This is a genomic window from Wolbachia endosymbiont of Folsomia candida (assembly GCF_001931755.2).
GTDB lineage: Bacteria > Pseudomonadota > Alphaproteobacteria > Rickettsiales > Anaplasmataceae > Wolbachia.
Genome location: NZ_CP015510.2, coordinates 688391 through 703069, shown reverse-complemented (window position 1 = coordinate 703069; position 14679 = coordinate 688391). Strand labels below are relative to the sequence as shown.

At 35.9% G+C, this 14679-nt stretch carries 21 protein-coding genes and 2 pseudogenes; 8 read left to right on the top strand and 15 right to left on the bottom strand.

The annotated features are described in order from the left end of the window. Positions 1-2: 2 nt before the first annotated feature. The 8 genes and pseudogenes from ASM33_RS03270 to ASM33_RS03240 form a co-directional block, all read left to right on the top strand. Positions 3-821, top strand: a complete 819-nt coding sequence (locus ASM33_RS03270; protein ID WP_110410383.1) for an AAA family ATPase — start codon at positions 3-5, stop codon at positions 819-821. Positions 822-844: 23 nt separating this feature from the next. Beyond that, the gene (locus ASM33_RS03265; protein WP_110410384.1) at positions 845-1057 is read left to right on the top strand and encodes a hypothetical protein; all 213 of its coding nucleotides are present in this window, start codon (positions 845-847) and stop codon (positions 1055-1057) included. A gap of 18 nt (positions 1058-1075) precedes the next feature. Then, positions 1076-1579, top strand: coding sequence for a hypothetical protein (locus ASM33_RS03260; protein WP_110410385.1), 504 nt, complete (start codon positions 1076-1078; stop codon positions 1577-1579). A 66-nt stretch (positions 1580-1645) separates the two neighbouring features. Beyond that, positions 1646-1957, top strand: coding sequence for a hypothetical protein (locus ASM33_RS03255; protein ID WP_110410386.1), 312 nt, complete (start codon positions 1646-1648; stop codon positions 1955-1957). A gap of 244 nt (positions 1958-2201) precedes the next feature. Beyond that, entirely contained in the window at positions 2202-2333 is a 132-nt protein-coding gene (locus tag ASM33_RS08805) for a hypothetical protein (RefSeq protein ID WP_257791013.1), read from the top strand. Positions 2334-2814: 481 nt separating this feature from the next. After that, a complete protein-coding gene (locus tag ASM33_RS08330; RefSeq protein ID WP_157956406.1) occupies positions 2815-3078 on the top strand; it encodes a DUF5372 family protein in 264 nt (87 codons plus the stop codon). 160 nt (positions 3079-3238) lie between these two features. Then, positions 3239-5332, top strand: a complete 2094-nt coding sequence (locus ASM33_RS03245) for a recombinase family protein (protein ID WP_110409269.1) — start codon at positions 3239-3241, stop codon at positions 5330-5332. Positions 5333-5341: 9 nt separating this feature from the next. After that, positions 5342-5515: pseudogene (locus ASM33_RS03240) on the top strand (IS110 family transposase); the annotation flags it as partial. A gap of 445 nt (positions 5516-5960) precedes the next feature. On the opposite strand, the pseudogene ASM33_RS03235 reads toward ASM33_RS03240, so the two are convergent. The 15 genes and pseudogenes from ASM33_RS03235 to ASM33_RS03165 all read right to left on the bottom strand — a co-directional run. Continuing rightward, positions 5961-6506 (bottom strand): annotated as a pseudogene (locus ASM33_RS03235) (phage tail protein); the annotation flags it as partial. Next, complete coding sequence (locus ASM33_RS03230) at positions 6506-7315, bottom strand: baseplate assembly protein (protein WP_110410388.1); 810 nt, start codon at positions 7313-7315, stop codon at positions 6506-6508. The gene ASM33_RS03230 and the pseudogene ASM33_RS03235, both read right to left, overlap by 1 nt. Before the next feature lie 2 nt (positions 7316-7317). Beyond that, a complete protein-coding gene (locus tag ASM33_RS03225; protein WP_110410104.1) occupies positions 7318-7653 on the bottom strand; it encodes a GPW/gp25 family protein in 336 nt (111 codons plus the stop codon). 6 nt (positions 7654-7659) lie between these two features. Continuing rightward, the gene (locus tag ASM33_RS03220) at positions 7660-7914 is read right to left on the bottom strand and encodes a PAAR domain-containing protein (protein WP_110410389.1); all 255 of its coding nucleotides are present in this window, start codon (positions 7912-7914) and stop codon (positions 7660-7662) included. Next, on the bottom strand, positions 7914-8378 hold the full coding sequence (locus tag ASM33_RS03215) for a phage baseplate assembly protein V (RefSeq protein ID WP_110410390.1): 465 nt from the start codon (positions 8376-8378) through the stop codon (positions 7914-7916). Before ASM33_RS03215 ends, ASM33_RS03220 begins: the two co-directional genes overlap by 1 nt. Further along, positions 8365-8838: a hypothetical protein gene (locus tag ASM33_RS03210; RefSeq protein ID WP_110410391.1), complete on the bottom strand. Its 474-nt coding sequence runs from the start codon at positions 8836-8838 to the stop codon at positions 8365-8367. The genes ASM33_RS03215 and ASM33_RS03210 overlap by 14 nt, the downstream gene beginning before the upstream one ends. Continuing rightward, a complete protein-coding gene (locus ASM33_RS03205) occupies positions 8835-9347 on the bottom strand; it encodes a phage tail protein (protein ID WP_110410392.1) in 513 nt (170 codons plus the stop codon). Before ASM33_RS03205 ends, ASM33_RS03210 begins: the two co-directional genes overlap by 4 nt. Before the next feature lies 1 nt (position 9348). Next, a complete protein-coding gene (locus ASM33_RS03200; RefSeq protein WP_110410393.1) occupies positions 9349-9660 on the bottom strand; it encodes a head-tail joining protein in 312 nt (103 codons plus the stop codon). Positions 9661-9737: 77 nt separating this feature from the next. Beyond that, positions 9738-10739, bottom strand: coding sequence for a major capsid protein (locus ASM33_RS03195; RefSeq protein ID WP_110410394.1), 1002 nt, complete (start codon positions 10737-10739; stop codon positions 9738-9740). Between the two features lie 4 nt (positions 10740-10743). Then, positions 10744-11115, bottom strand: a complete 372-nt coding sequence (locus ASM33_RS03190) for a head decoration protein (RefSeq protein WP_110410395.1) — start codon at positions 11113-11115, stop codon at positions 10744-10746. A gap of 105 nt (positions 11116-11220) precedes the next feature. After that, positions 11221-12309, bottom strand: coding sequence for a S49 family peptidase (locus ASM33_RS03185; RefSeq protein WP_110410396.1), 1089 nt, complete (start codon positions 12307-12309; stop codon positions 11221-11223). A 14-nt stretch (positions 12310-12323) separates the two neighbouring features. Continuing rightward, positions 12324-13736 carry a phage portal protein gene (locus ASM33_RS03180; protein WP_110410397.1) on the bottom strand — a complete coding sequence of 471 codons (1413 nt, stop codon included), beginning with the start codon at positions 13734-13736 and terminating at the stop codon, positions 12324-12326. Positions 13737-13866: 130 nt separating this feature from the next. After that, positions 13867-14151 carry a type II toxin-antitoxin system RelE family toxin gene (locus ASM33_RS03175; RefSeq protein ID WP_110410398.1) on the bottom strand — a complete coding sequence of 95 codons (285 nt, stop codon included), beginning with the start codon at positions 14149-14151 and terminating at the stop codon, positions 13867-13869. Beyond that, positions 14142-14417 (bottom strand): hypothetical protein, encoded by a 276-nt coding sequence (locus ASM33_RS03170; RefSeq protein ID WP_237342957.1) that lies wholly within the window; start codon positions 14415-14417, stop codon positions 14142-14144. The genes ASM33_RS03175 and ASM33_RS03170 overlap by 10 nt, the downstream gene beginning before the upstream one ends. A 28-nt stretch (positions 14418-14445) precedes the next feature. Further along, complete coding sequence (locus tag ASM33_RS03165; protein ID WP_110410399.1) at positions 14446-14679, bottom strand: gpW family head-tail joining protein; 234 nt, start codon at positions 14677-14679, stop codon at positions 14446-14448.

Here is a 14679-nt window from a genome sequence, read left to right as displayed (position 1 = left end):
TTATGACACAAAGCTTTTCAAATATCGATTTAAATATCGGTCAAAAAATTCCCTTCTTCAGCGTTAAAGAATATTTGAATGATCAATCGCCAATACCAGAGGATATAATTTCACCAAGAATCTTAACTCAGAGAGGTTTATTAGTATTTGGTGGCCCTCCCAAGATAGGAAAGAGTGATTTTTTGATTTCTTGGCTCGTTCATATGGCTGCTGGAGTTTCGTTTCTCGGTATGACACCAAGTCGTCCTATGAAAATTTTCTACATACAAACTGAGATTGAATACGACTACATGAAAGAGCGTCTGCAATACCTGAACCTTGATGAAGAACTTTTGAAGGTAGCTGCTGATAACTTAATTATCACTCCAAGGGTACAACTATCATTTAGTGGCGAAGAAATATCTGAAATAAAAAATACTGTCAAAGAGCGTTTTAAACCTGATGTTATAGCTGTCGATCCTCTGCGGAACATCTTTAGCAGTGAATATGGCAACGAAAATGATAATAGTGCTATGCTATTCTTTCTGCAAAAAACCCTTGAGAAGCTGCGTAATGCTATAAATCCTGATGCTGGTATAGTATTGACCCATCATACCAAAAAATTATCCAAAAAGATGCTCGAAGAAGATCCTTTTCAAGGCCTCAGTGGTGCTGGATCTTTGCGAGGATTCTATAGTACTGGAATGGTAATGTTTGCTCATGATGAAGAAAGTAGCGTACGTCAGATAGTATTTGAACTTCGTAATGGTGAGCGTGTCCCAAACAAGCTTGTAGACAAGGTAAATGGCCGTTGGCAAGTTGTAGATCAATGGAATAGCTAATTTTTTAATTTATTGGAGAATTTATGTTACAAAACTTTTTAAATGATAACAAAACGGTAACAGATATAAAGTATTTAAATCAAGAATATACTACAGAGGCCAGTGAATATCGGTCTACAATTGATAGAATTATTCGAGAGAACCCTGAGCTCAGCTATAGCGCAGTTAAAGAAATTTTATTAGGCCTTGAGGATGTCAAAGCAGGAAGAGTATGTGAATTCAAAACAAAAGTTTAACTTAAAAAGGAGATAATTATGATAGAAGGTTTCTTAACTGATTTTAATACTGCTAAGCCACAAAGTGGTTTAATACCGAAAGGCACAGTAGTAAAGGTCAAAATTGCAATAAAACCAGGAGGCTACGAGAATTGGTTTACCAGAAGCTTATCTACTGGGAGTATTTATTTAAATGCTGAATTTACTGTCACTGAAGGTCCATATGCAAAACGTAAGATTTTTCAGATGATTGGTATTAAAAGTGGCAAAGCAGAAGGTGCAGAAGATACATGGGGAGAAATGGGTCGCTCTATGATTAGAAGTATTTTGGAGTCAGCCCGTAATATTCATCCAAATGACACTTCTGAAAAAGCAACACTTGCCCATAAACTTAGCTCTATTGCAGACTTAAATGGTTTAGAATTTACAGCAAAAGTGGGAATTGAGGCCGATAATGGGTACGGAGACAGGAACAGAATTGCTACGATCATTACTCCGCAGCAGCAGCCTGAACCTCAGAAGGATGACTGGATACCTTTCTAAGAAAATTACAATTTTAAATGTGTTGCAGCACAAAACAATTTTTACAATAAATTAGTAGGAAAATTTATGACATCTTATATGAATAAGTCTCGAGAAGAAATAAAAGCATTGTTAGTTGATAGTATTGAAGAATATCTACTCTATCTAATACCTGATGGTGAATTTTATAAAGGTAAGTTCTACATTGGAGATTTATGTGGAGATAAAGTAATAGTTGAGACAACAGGAGAACGAGCAGGAGATTGGTATAAATTAGCTAAAATTAAAGGGGACGTAGTTGAATTTTTTACTTTCATTGCAGGTGATAGAGAAAGTGCTGAAGAGTTATATCGATACATTTTAGAGAAATATCCTGCTGCATTTTCTGTTAAGCATTAACTTACTTGGTACTTCTTCTCATTTAACCAAATTATTGAAATTCTCTCTGAAGTATTCTGCAAATCAAGCAAATCGAACTTCAGCCTATTTCAGAGCTAAATGGCTTAAAAGCAAAGAATATAAGTTAAATAATGAAATATTTAATGATAAAATTCCGTTTCAAAAATAATTTAAAAAAAATCAAATATTTTCCGGAAAAAACTATGAGAAATCCGGTATAACATATATAGAGGGGGTGAAAAACATGGCTATCGAATTTCAAGTGAGCTTTGGCAAAGGAACTGCTAATTTCTTAAAGTATATAGCAGAGTGTCAAGGTAAGACTATACCGAAATTGATAAGAACGTTGGTATTTGGTGCGCCAAGAAGTGCGTAAAGTTCAGTTGGTGAAAATCCAACATGGGAAAAGCTTAGCCAGCAGCCTGGAACAGACCATTATGCTACGTAAGGTAACGAGCGTAGTAAAGCTAATGGAATGGACAACATAGGGTGCAACGAGAGTGAAGGTATTGAGTCCCGTAAAAATGTTTGTTATGGAGGTTGACACTTTCAAAGAGGTGGAAGACAGTATGAGTGATAACGCTAAGGCAAGATGTCACTTACTCCATCGGGATCTAAGGCCGTATCATGTGTTGAGATGGAATTTACGTAAACTTGGGAGATCCTTTGTGTTCCCAATAGGGTACTCTGGAACAAGTCAATAAAGGCGAGAACTAGGGGATAATGCAAAGGAAGTCGGACTGACTGATAGTACTCGGAGTGTGGGAAAGCCACATACAAGGGGAAGCGGTCAGCAATTATAGTCATGGTTAGAATTAACTGCACCTAAGTCCAGTCGATATTCGGGATACGCTACTATTACTCATCCATTCCATCCATGGAAGGGGAAAAGTTTTCAAATATTATCAACAAAAAACTTTAATAATCGGGATATATTTAGTTTGAAAACGTTGACGCGTGGTACAGTAGGCATTCCACGTGATTGGACAGACAAAGCAGATCCTAATCTTTATCAAACCCTTACTGATTTATCGCCTATTTTATCGTTTTCCCATCTTCAGCAGTTAGTTAAATTAGTTACCAATCTTGATCAAGCTAAAAATAGCAAAGAGGTTGATTAATGACTAACACAGAAACGATTATAGGAAAGAATTATGCCATTGGAAGGAAAAACCTCCGTAATATCAGTAGATGCTACCAGGATAGCTATTTGTATAGCAAACATGTTGCATGAGTATTTAATAGTGGAACAACAATTGATTAAAACGGAGGATATTAATAATGACAGCACACAAAATTCAGAACCACCATATATTAAAACCAGCATACGTTTATTTAAGGCAATCAACAATGGGACAGGTAAGGCTCAATCAGGAGAGTACTGAAAGGCAGTATAAACTGAAAGATAAAGCGCAACAAATGGGATGGTCTCAGAATGCCATAAGAGTTTTAGATGATGATTTAGGGATTTCAGGAGCTCAAGCTAATAATCGAGAAGATTTTAAAATATTAGTTGCTGATGTATCAATGGGAAAAGTAGGAGCCGTGTTTGTACTGGAAGCGTCGAGATTATCTAGATCTTGCAGTGATTGGCATAGATTACTGGAATTATGTGCTTTAACAGATACATTGATTATAGATGAAGATGGTTGTTACAATCCTAATGACTTCAACGACCAATTGGTACTTGGGCTAAAAGGAACGATATCACACGCAGAGTTGCATTTCATCCGTGCTAGACTTTTAGGAGGTAAGGTAAATAAGGCTAAGAAAGGAGAGCTTCGATTTCCTCTCCCAGTAGGATTTTGCTATGATGATGAAGGTAATACTAGATTTGACGATAATGAGCAAGTAAGAAGTGTGATTCAATTATTGTTTAAAGTATTTAAAGAAAAGGGCAGTGCTTATGGAGTAGTACATCATTTTGGTAAGAACAAAATACAGTTTCCAAAACGAGCATATGGTGGTATTTGGAAAGGAAAGTTAATATGGGGAGCACTGACACATTCTAGGGTATGTTCAGTATTAAAAAACCCTTCTTATGCTGGAGCTTATGTTTATGGTCGCTTTAAATATCAGAAAAAATTATCAAGTACTGGATTGGTCAAGACAACAGTAGTTCGCCTACCGACAGAAGCCTGGCATACAATGATAAAAAACCACCACGAAGGTTATATAACGTGGGAAGAATATGTAGCAAATAAAAAGGTTTTAGCAAATAATCAAACCAGTGGAGAAGAGAATATGCTACCTACAGCAGTACGAGAAGGATTGGGATTATTGCAGGGATTATTAATTTGTAGTTACTGCGGCTGTCGTCTTACTGTAAGGTATAAGAGCAAAGGTGGTGTTCTTGCTGTTTATGAATGTAATTGGAAAAAGAAGTGGGGAGAAGATAGTAAGAGTTGTTTTTCTGTTTATGGAAATCCTCTGGATGAAGCTATCGTAAAAAGAGTATTGGAAGTCATGGAACCTGCGCAAATTGAGATTGCCGTAAAAGCATTTGAAGAATTGGAGCAACGAGGTCACATGCTAGATAAACAATGGCAAATGCAGATAAAAAGAGCAGATTATGAAGTACAACTGGCACAGAGACGTTATGAAGAAGTAGACCCATCAAATCGCCTAGTAGCTGGAACATTGGAGAAACGTTGGAACGAAGCTTTAATAGCATTGGAAGAAGCACAGAATCAATATGATGAATATAAGAAAAATGATGTACTTACAGCTACAAAACAACAAAAAGAGAAAGTGTTGGCACTAGCTCAGGACTTACCACGCTTATGGAATGCAGAATCAACAAGTGCAAGAGATCGAAAGCGTATTTTACGACTTCTAGTTAAGGATATTACTGTTGAAAAACTACGTAGTGAACAAAAAGCAGTACTACATATACGCTGGCAAACAAATGCTATAGAGGACTTAGAGGTGCAATTGCCAAAAAAATCCTATGACAGATGGAGGCATTCAGATGATATAATTGATCGGATAAGACAGCTATCGAAAACAATGACTGATGAACAAATTATTAGTTTGTTAAACCAAGAGGGGCTGACAACAAATAAAGGTAATCCTTTTACTATAAAAAGTATGAAATGGATTCGATTTAAACATAAGATCCCAGCACTATGTAATCAAAAATCTGAAGAAGAGTTATCAGTGAAACAAGTTGCAGAAAAATTCAATGTCAGTCATTACGTAGTACGTTATTGGATTGAACGTAAGTTTATTAATGCACGACGTATTGGTGAAAGGTTCTGGATATCGATAAGTTTAGAACAAGAACTGGAGTTAAAAAAACGTATTGAGAGCTCTTCTAAAATAGCAATTGCAAGGTTGAAATCACAAAAACAAATTGAAGGAGGTGTATTATGAAGTTATCGTGCTATACGTTATAGTCCTTACTTGAAAAGTTTCTATGAAAATGTGAAAAAAAGGCGTGGTTCTGCTAAGGCCATTATTGCTACTGCTAGGAAATTCCTGACAACCATTTTCTATACGCTTAAAAAGAACTGGATTTTTAAAGATTTCACAAAATTTGAATTTTTTATTGGATAATAATCGTGAAGGAAAATATGGAACCTTAGTTTTATAAGCTAATGAATATGTGCATAAGTACTTAAAATATGTGGGGACATACTTATACACATATTCATTAGCTACATTAATTTAAAAAAGATTAATTAAAAACTTGGTGTTTTTGTTGCCAATGAAACAACTTTTGATTGAATCAGATGGCACAGTAATAAATAAAAAATTGTATTAGAGCTGAATTTTATATCAGAAAATGTTTTGGGTAATGCAAAAAATCATTATTGACTTTTATGCAATTTAGAGCTGCTGAGAAATTGCTGACAGAAATTTTCTACACACTTAAAAATAACTGGGTTTTTAAAGATTTTACAAAATATGAAATTTATAATTGACAACAATCATAGGAGCTTTGCTGATAATGAAAACGAAATGTACTAAACTTAAAAGTTGGATTTGATATTTTGAGTTCAAATGAGTTCTTTCGACCAAACGACAGCACTGGCCCATTTTTTTCAACTTTCACCCCAGAATAGTCTGAAAGAAGATCTCCGAATAAGCTCTCATCTAATATAAATCTTTGAGCATTGTAGTAATCGTTAAAAATCCGCATTAGCCTTGATCTTGCCGGCAATGAAAGTTTTGCGAGCTCTACAACTGCATCTACAAAGAAGTTATTCGGCACATCTTTTATCCCTACTTGCAGTTCAAAAAAGTGCTTTCCTGGTGGTTCTTCAATAATTATAATATCATCAATATTGGCCCATTTTAGTGCTATTTTCAGCGATGCTGGTGTTCCTCGTAGTCTTTGAAACTTTATTCCTTCTTTTACGGCTTTCTTCTTATCTTTCACCCAGAATAAAATTTCTTCTAAACCATATTCTTCTATTAGCCACGGTAATATTTCATTTTTGAGATTAAATTTAAATCCCCTAATGCAGCTTGGGTCAACAGTTTTGTAATCGATTGCTTCCACTATAGCACGTTCTTGTTTCGTTGAATTTGGTGGTAGCAGCATCAAATTTTACCTACTAATTCGATTTTTAGATTACCAAGGGTTGAGCACTCATTTCCTCTAATAGCAATGTCTTCTTTTGGCTCTATTAGCTCTACATTACTCACTCCTTCTACAAATAGATTTGCTATAATCCAAGATTTGGTAACATTCCATCCCAGCCTTTTGCTTGCTTCAAACTTTTCGATAAATTGTTTCTTCGCTACTTCTATTATCTCTTCTGATTGTGCTGTAATCCTACTGTGAATATCTATTGCTATAATATTGCAACTTACAACTTCAATTGTATCTGTTAAAACCCTTATATCTTCCCTATTTAGCTGCTTTCTTACGATTTGAAGTAGTTCTTCTGATGGTATGCCAGTTGTGGATAAGTTTGTTGATAACACTGAAATTTGTACTTTTCCAGGTATTGGTGACTCTACTAATGCATCCTTAACACAAATATCAGATGATAAGGCATGATAACGATAATATTCTCTACTTCCTCCAGTGCTCCAGCCAACTATTTTAGCTTTAATCCTTTTTCTAAAACACTCATCATCTTCTTCGTTTTTTCTCTCTACTCCATAAAATTTAGCTAAATAATCAAGATCACTTCCTTTTGCAAACATTAGTAAATTTGCTTTTGCTGCTTCATTAATTCTCTGCCGTATTAGTAATTCCCGCCAAGCTGCAATTTCTAAAATTTTCATTGTTAGATCGCTTTCGACCAGAGCAGTAAAGTTTGCATCACAACGGATTAATTCCTCCTTCATCCGTGATAAGATTTGCTCAAAATCTAATGGCTCAATAATTTCTGGTAGTTGCATTCTTAAACAGTAATTCCACTAATATTTACAAATTCACCTTCTGGAAGATAAACCCCCTCTAAATTAAGTATTACTTTTCCTTCTTTTACCTCTGTAATTTTTACTTTTTCTACTTTAAATCTCTTTTCCCACTTTTCTAGTGCTTCTGCTACTGCTGAATAGACTTCTAAAGTAAAATCTCTATTCATTGGTTTATCAACTAATTCAAATAGTCTTGATCCATAATTTCGGCGCATTATCCTACTGCCTATAGGAGTAGTTAGTATATCAATAATTGATTGTTTAAGATGGTCTATTCCCTCCAATTCCTTTCCCGTTTTAGAATCCATTCCTCGCATATTTCCTCAGCTACAAAAAACATTTGGACTGCCACTTGTTATTTTAGAACCACAAGACACTTGATCACCAACTCTTCCAACTCCGTAACCATTTACAAACACTGTTTTTGATCCATTGGTGAGTACTCTAGCTTCTGTAAAACTATCTCCTTGGCAGCAAATAGGCTTATTATTAATAGAAACATTCATACTTCCCGTAATACAGAAATGTGGTATAGCTTCCATACAATAATCACCTATGCGTACAACTGATTTGCTCATTAGTTAAGATCGATTCGATTCCCTTTAAGTTTTATACCGTTCTTTGTCATTTCTATTTCTGATTTTCCAACTTTCAAAGTGATTTTATCTGCTACTAATATTTCCAAATTGTGGTTCTCTTTGTCGTATAATAATTTTGTTCCGTCCTTAAACTCAAAAATATCAGCATTTTCTTGGTGTTCAGATGGAAGATACTTTTGCTGATAAATTGCAGGTAATACAATCCCAAGCGATAATTCACCCAGCGGCGATAATACTACTACCTGCTCATTAACATTTGGTGGAGCCCAGTTTCTATCTTCTCCTGCTCTACTTGTTATCCACGGTAACCAGTCTGTTAAAAACTCTCCTATTTGTACTCGTGCTCTTGCATTTTCATAATCTATTTCTTTGACAAGCCCAATACGTATAATATTGGCTAATTTTCTCTGCAGTTCTGAAATAGCAAAATTACTTTCCAACATTTACGTCTCCTACATTGATGCTATGTGGTTTAATTTTACCTCCTTCCCACACTGACTGTCCCAGATGTACCTCATGAATCCATTCGATTAACCAGACGAAATATGCATCTAATTCCGGCCTAAATCCGTCACTTTCCCCTGATAAAAACTCTGCTGGAGATACATTCATTCCCCATGTGTTTTTATTTATTACTCTTGCAACCTCAGCAGCTAATGTTCTGACGACGAGAGGTGCATTTTCTATTGTACTATCAATCACAATTCGTGCCTCAAATCTAGCTCTTAATGCCAATTCCTCTGTTCCTGCATCTTTTCCTGCCTCTAAACTTGCAAGTTCCACAAACACTGCAGGCGCTACTATAGTAGTACGTACTGCTGGATAAATTTCACAAGTTTGAATCTCTGGTATTTCTGCCTTTAGCGTATCACAAATAGCTTTATGTAAATTATTCCAATTCATACTTTCGCAATATAATTTAATTCACGTTGAAGAAATTTTTCAAATATCGCCTCAACTTCATAATTAACTAATTCCTTAACTATTTTTGATGCTTCAGGCTCCAATGGTAATTTAACTTCTTGAATTGGCAATGCAGCTCTTCCTTTGCGTTTAAATATACCACGATGACCCTCTGGCATGGTTGCTATAAATGCATTATCAAACATATATTTTCCCGCTTTCGTTCCCATTTTTGTTTGTCTCATACTGCCAAGTGATGAAGCTCTTGCAGCATATAAATTTGCTTTTATTATAACTTCTAACGTGCTTGCTCTGGCTTTAATAATCCTCAGCCTTTTCCTTACTACCGTTAGTTTTATTTGCTTTTCTTCACTGATTTCTTTTGCAGCTTGTGACTTAAGCCATAATGCTGTTTTGTTCAGTGCTCTTACCGCTGCTAATCGTACTTGCTGTTCAGTCGCATTAATATCTTTAATAGTCTGATTAGTATCATTACTAATAGTGAGCATTTTAATTATCCATAATCATAGCATTTATTTCCCAAACCATACCTGAATTATCTCGAAGTGGTGGTGAGTGTATTCTGTATTTACAGCCATTGACTACAAAAACGTCTCCTATTACTGGCTGCAATACATCAAACACACTCACTTCCAAAGTCAAAGTTTTTCCAACAAAATGCCCCTCACCCACTCCATATAGTTTATCGGGCTGTCGCTTTAGTATCTGTACTGCGTATGATTTATCTTTTGACTGATAAAGTGCTTGTTGTCCCAAATACTCAAAGCAATCCATAAATAGCTTTTTTGTGTTTTTATTCATTGCTCTTTATTCTCAAGTTGGTATAATAGCTGTTGCAAGGGGTATATAAGGCAATTTATAAAAACATTTACCTCATTTTATATTGTAATTTTGACTAAGACTCCTGGACGATGGCACATAGGCAAAGGGTTAGATTGAGTATGTAGATCAGTTCCTCTATCAAATCTTCTTGGCTCTTGTTTTGCATAAAGTGGTTGCCCAAGCGTATTTACTGTTTCATTAAAGTCTGCTGGACCAAAATAAGTTGTAAATGTTCCGGCTGTCCCAATTGGAAAACAATGCCCTGTGTCTTTTTCAATAAACCTTCTTACATTACCATCCATGTCTGTTGCTTGTCCTCTATATTCTTCAAATGTAATACCACAAAATGTAAATCCTGACCTCATATCATCTCTCAGCGCTGCACCTTCTTGCCATCTTTCATATGCTTCTTTTACCTTAGCATGTGATGTTAAAGCATCAAAAAACTCAGAACTAACGAGGGCATGAATCCCTGTCATATATTCACCACTTAAGCTATCTTCAATATGGCGCAGTACTTCCATGCATTTTCTTTTTACATCTGTTGTTGTTGTTCCAAGCGCAAAATTTACTGTTTTTGGAGTAATGCCAAATTCATTGTAGAGGTTTAAGAGTTCAGAGCCATCTGCATCAAGAATAATTCCTTTTAATGCCCCCATACGCAGGTGTTCAAGTGTTATCGCATGTTTATTGCGCATTGACTGTAAATGATCAGTAACAACATCAGCAAGCGCTAAAAGTTCGTTTTCTGAACCAAAGCTACGTATTCCTTGAACTTCCTCTGGTAAAACAACATCATCGTGAGGAATATGCGGAATTGTGAAAGTTCTTACCTTTCTTTTGCCTCGTTTCCCAACAGTTGCTGGTGCTCCTGGAACTTGCGTTGGCAGTAAATTTAAGACTCCGTTTTGCTCTTCTATAGTAATGTGACGAAATCTCACTGATTTACTTGGAAATAATTTTAAACTTTCCGTACGACCAAAATTAATCGGTAGAATATTAATTGCAGCAGTTAGTGCTGTCATGTTAAATGCTGGATTTGAAAATGGATTTTGCATAATGTTAAGCTCCTTTACGAATAATAATGCCACGAGATTCTAATTGTTTTATTGCTGCAGTTTTTTGTTCTTCGGTAATATTTGCTGGCCAAACAACTGAATGATCGGCAAGTAAGGCTATACGAGTAATTATCACTGCTTTTGTGTCTGCTGCTTTTGCATCTACATTATTTGCTATCACACCAATAGCTGTTTGTGTTCCATCTGTAGCTGCTGGATTTAGAATCTTAATTAAATTATCTTTATCCAAGCCAACTACAGTACCCAAGGTAAGATTCTGACCTTTAGCGACAGTTATTTGATCACGTGAATAAAGATTCGATGCCTCATATTTTAAGAGGTCACCAAGGTTGTTTTGTTCAGTTATACATGTCATTTTTTCTCCTGGAAATTTTTATAGAAGTTTGAGTTTTTCCGCTGAATTTGTAGTTGCTATAGCCCGCGGAATAGCTTTAGCTTTGTGTGTAGTTTATGTTGGGGTTTATATATTTTGCCGTGCCTTAGCTGCTTTCATCATCAAGTCTTCCGATGAATTTTGCGGCAATGCACTGAAAATTTCAGCTTTTGTTGTTCGCTCCGCAAGTGCCTCAATTAAAATTTCTTGTGCTTGTTTGCTACTCACATTCTGCTCAATGAATTCTGCTATTTTCTCTGGCATTCGTGATAAATTACACAAACGTATTACCTCTAAAACTTCAGTACGGCAGTTGTTGTAGCCATTACGTTTAGCTTCCTCAATCAAATCATCAGTGTGTTCTTTACAGTTAAACTCGGCTGTAGTCATAGTAGTACTCCTATAATTGTTAATAAATTCAGAAAATGTTGTAATTCCATCTGCAAGACCAATCTCAATCGCCTTCTGACCAAAATAAAGTCCTGCTTCGGTATCTTTGATAGTTTTTATGGAAAGATTTCGATTGCGTGCTATGAGCTGAGAAAACATTTCATATAAACGATTCACTTCTTCCTGTAAGCTTTCTAGACTTTCAGATGTTATCGGCTCATGTGGGTTTAAATCATTTTTTCGGCTTCCAGCAAAAACCGTTGTATACTTAATGCCTTGTTTCTCATCAAATCCACTTTGGTCTATATGGCTTGCTATTACTCCTATACTTCCTACCCCTGAAGTCCTCGTAATAAATACCTTTTTAGCACTTGAAGCAATGGCATACGCGGCAGAGTAAGCATCATCATTTGCTATTGCTATTATACTTTTTCTTGATCTTGCATTGTAGATAAAATCAGAAAGGTCAAAAATACCGCTTACTTCCCCTCCTGGACTATCTATATCAAGTAAAATCGTTTCAACTTTTTCATCCATTAGAGCTTCTTCTATTTGTGTTTGGACTCTTTCATACGATGTCATACCAAGAAAATCATCAAAAGCTCCTGGGCTTTTAGTCAAAATTCCATGAATGGCTACTACTGCAATTTTCGCTACACTATGAGTTACTGCATGTTTCACATTTTTAAAGATAGGCTGTTTTCCATTATATAATGACAATAGGTCAAAGCTTTTTTGCTCTATCATCATCGGTTTATTCAACCAAGAGGTTTGTAAAATTTCCATAATATAAATTAGGTTTATTTTGTTTGTGTATTGTGGTTCCTTACATCCGAGTCAAAAGAAAGGTTGAAAAAATCAGCGCGCTTCTGATCTTCTGCTATTTCTTGATCAATTTCTTCAGCATCATAACCCATTTCTGAAACTACTTCTGACCTGCTCTTGAAGCCATTTCTTACCGCCATCTGCTGTGCTTGTTGGTCTTTTAGTGGATCTACCCAATCAAATCCTTGAGGTATCCATTTTACTTCTTTCAGCGTTTCTTTTGCCGTTGTAGGAAGCTTTCCAGATAAAGTAGCAAGTTCTATCCATCTATTCCATACAGGCCTACAAAACTGAAATACCATAATATTGTGTTGTAGCATTGCGCATCTTCTGCGAAACTCTATTAATCCGGCTCTAATTGATGAGTAGTTGACATTAGTTAAATCTCCTGTCAGCTGCTCATAAGTGATTCCCATACCAATTGCTATAGCTCTTAGCTGCTGCCTCATAAACGCTTCGTAATTTCCGCCAACGTCAGATGGTTCTGAAAATTTTATATCTTCACCTGGATCCAAGAGTTGCATAGTTCCTGGCTCGAGTCCTGATAAAGCTACACCATGCTCATTTGCTTCATTCTCTCCCATGATATTTGCTTCTGGATCAAGCCTAGTAATAAATCCAGCAAACATTGCTGCAGTCTTTTTTCGCACTAATTCTGCATCATCGTATTGATCAAGCTCATAAAGTTTCAAAAGCACATTGGAAAGCCACGGTTCTCCTCTAATTTGCCCAGGTCTTAAGGGTTTATAAATATGTAAGACATCATTTGCTGGCACTCGAACAGATTCTCCTAATGAACTTTCCCCTGGATGTTCTTTAAAAAGGTAATAAGCTTCTCTTTGACCTAGCCTATTAAATTCAATACCATTGCGAATAATATTCCCATTTGATAATGTTTGATTGCTTTTATTATCCAAATGCTCAGATTCCAATACTTGCAGTTGCAAAGGAACAGAAAATCCATCTTCTTGCTTTCGAGTACGCAGGCGAACAAAACACTCCCCTCCTTCAATCATGCTACGACATACTAAGGCTTGCAATCCGTAGAAATCACTAATATTATTGCTATCTGCCTCATCAGTCCAACGAAGCCATAGCTCTTGAACTTTTTTGCGAAACTCCGCATCTTTAGCTTTTGATTGGGGTTTTATGCCAGTTCCAACAGAGTTGCTCACTATCGTATCAATAATATTTGCAGCATATGGATTTTTTCGCACCATGTCTCGAGAACGACTGCGCAAAGTTTCAATACTATCAGAAAGTAAGCTATTAATGCTACTTCTCTCTGGTTGCCAGTAACATAATCTTCTTCCTGACCCTGCGGCATCCCATGCAGAGCTTTTAGTCTTTGGTTTATTAAATAGCTGTTTAAATGATTTTAATAACATTTTGCTTTGAGATTATTAATTATGCAACAAGCTGCTGCACAAATGCGATAATTTTTGTTTTAAGTTTGAGAAATTATAGCAGCCTGCTGTAGAATTTGGTCAACAAGATGTTGAAATTTTATACTTCTATTTATTCTGGTACACGTTTGTAAATATCTCTTCTATGTCCTATTGCCGTAATAAGCACCTTGCGTTCTAGAACTTCTATACGATAAATGACACGATAATCACCAACACGTAAACTGAAGTATCCCTTGAATTCATGAGATAATTGTTTTCCAAGTTTATCAGGGCTAACCGTAAGGCGTCCCCATATTGCTTTTTTTACTCTTCTTTCTATTGTAACTGGAAGTGTTAAAAGATCTCTTTCAGCAACACCATCTAAAAAATCAATTTGATAAAGTTTTATCTCCATTTGATGTTTTCATATTTAATCCTTTTTGCACCTGGAACATCACGTTTAAGAGAGAGCTCAGCTAATGCTATTTCCCCCTCATCCATTTCATCATCATCTTCAGATAGTTTACTTACCTCAATCTCTTCTTCTACTAAATCCTTTACAACTTCTTCGATAGTTCTATTTTGAATTTTCGCCATGTCTGTAAGATACTGGGCAAATTCACCCTCGAAACTTACATTAACACTAAGTCTTTCCTGACCTTGAACCATACTATTCACCATAAAGTATCAACCTTAAACTATAACATTTTTACACAATTTTGTCAATCCCTTTATTCGTTGAAAAGACTATCTTCCTTTTAGGCTTCACACCAGCAACCTTAAGCTCAGCTTTGATTCGTTGCCTTAAATTCAATAGGTCATTTATCTGAACCTCTGCATACCGCACTACATGATCACCATAGCCAATAGAAACAACCCGTTCACCACGCTGCAATTTCTTTATTGCTTTTTCAACTTGTAATAAATATTCTTCCGTGTACAT

Bases quoted from the DNA above. Each gene is read 5' to 3' on its own strand.
- ASM33_RS03270 (WP_110410383.1), top strand. From the start codon at position 3: ATGACACAAAGCTTTTCAAATATCGATTTAAATATCGGTCAAAAAATT.
- ASM33_RS03265 (WP_110410384.1), top strand. From the start codon at position 845: ATGTTACAAAACTTTTTAAATGATAACAAAACGGTAACAGATATAAAG.
- ASM33_RS03260 (WP_110410385.1), top strand. From the start codon at position 1,076: ATGATAGAAGGTTTCTTAACTGATTTTAATACTGCTAAGCCACAAAGT.
- ASM33_RS03255 (WP_110410386.1), top strand. From the start codon at position 1,646: ATGACATCTTATATGAATAAGTCTCGAGAAGAAATAAAAGCATTGTTA.
- ASM33_RS08805 (WP_257791013.1), top strand. From the start codon at position 2,202: ATGGCTATCGAATTTCAAGTGAGCTTTGGCAAAGGAACTGCTAATTTC.
- ASM33_RS03245 (WP_110409269.1), top strand. From the start codon at position 3,239: ATGACAGCACACAAAATTCAGAACCACCATATATTAAAACCAGCATAC.
- ASM33_RS03230 (WP_110410388.1), bottom strand. From the start codon at position 7,315: ATGCAACTACCAGAAATTATTGAGCCATTAGATTTTGAGCAAATCTTA.
- ASM33_RS03225 (WP_110410104.1), bottom strand. From the start codon at position 7,653: ATGCGAGGAATGGATTCTAAAACGGGAAAGGAATTGGAGGGAATAGAC.
- ASM33_RS03220 (WP_110410389.1), bottom strand. From the start codon at position 7,914: ATGAGCAAATCAGTTGTACGCATAGGTGATTATTGTATGGAAGCTATA.
- ASM33_RS03215 (WP_110410390.1), bottom strand. From the start codon at position 8,378: ATGTTGGAAAGTAATTTTGCTATTTCAGAACTGCAGAGAAAATTAGCC.
- ASM33_RS03210 (WP_110410391.1), bottom strand. From the start codon at position 8,838: ATGAATTGGAATAATTTACATAAAGCTATTTGTGATACGCTAAAGGCA.
- ASM33_RS03205 (WP_110410392.1), bottom strand. From the start codon at position 9,347: ATGCTCACTATTAGTAATGATACTAATCAGACTATTAAAGATATTAAT.
- ASM33_RS03200 (WP_110410393.1), bottom strand. From the start codon at position 9,660: ATGAATAAAAACACAAAAAAGCTATTTATGGATTGCTTTGAGTATTTG.
- ASM33_RS03195 (WP_110410394.1), bottom strand. From the start codon at position 10,739: ATGCAAAATCCATTTTCAAATCCAGCATTTAACATGACAGCACTAACT.
- ASM33_RS03190 (WP_110410395.1), bottom strand. From the start codon at position 11,115: ATGACATGTATAACTGAACAAAACAACCTTGGTGACCTCTTAAAATAT.
- ASM33_RS03185 (WP_110410396.1), bottom strand. From the start codon at position 12,309: ATGGAAATTTTACAAACCTCTTGGTTGAATAAACCGATGATGATAGAG.
- ASM33_RS03180 (WP_110410397.1), bottom strand. From the start codon at position 13,736: ATGTTATTAAAATCATTTAAACAGCTATTTAATAAACCAAAGACTAAA.
- ASM33_RS03175 (WP_110410398.1), bottom strand. From the start codon at position 14,151: ATGGAGATAAAACTTTATCAAATTGATTTTTTAGATGGTGTTGCTGAA.
- ASM33_RS03170 (WP_237342957.1), bottom strand. From the start codon at position 14,417: ATGGTGAATAGTATGGTTCAAGGTCAGGAAAGACTTAGTGTTAATGTA.
- ASM33_RS03165 (WP_110410399.1), bottom strand. From the start codon at position 14,679: ATGTACACGGAAGAATATTTATTACAAGTTGAAAAAGCAATAAAGAAA.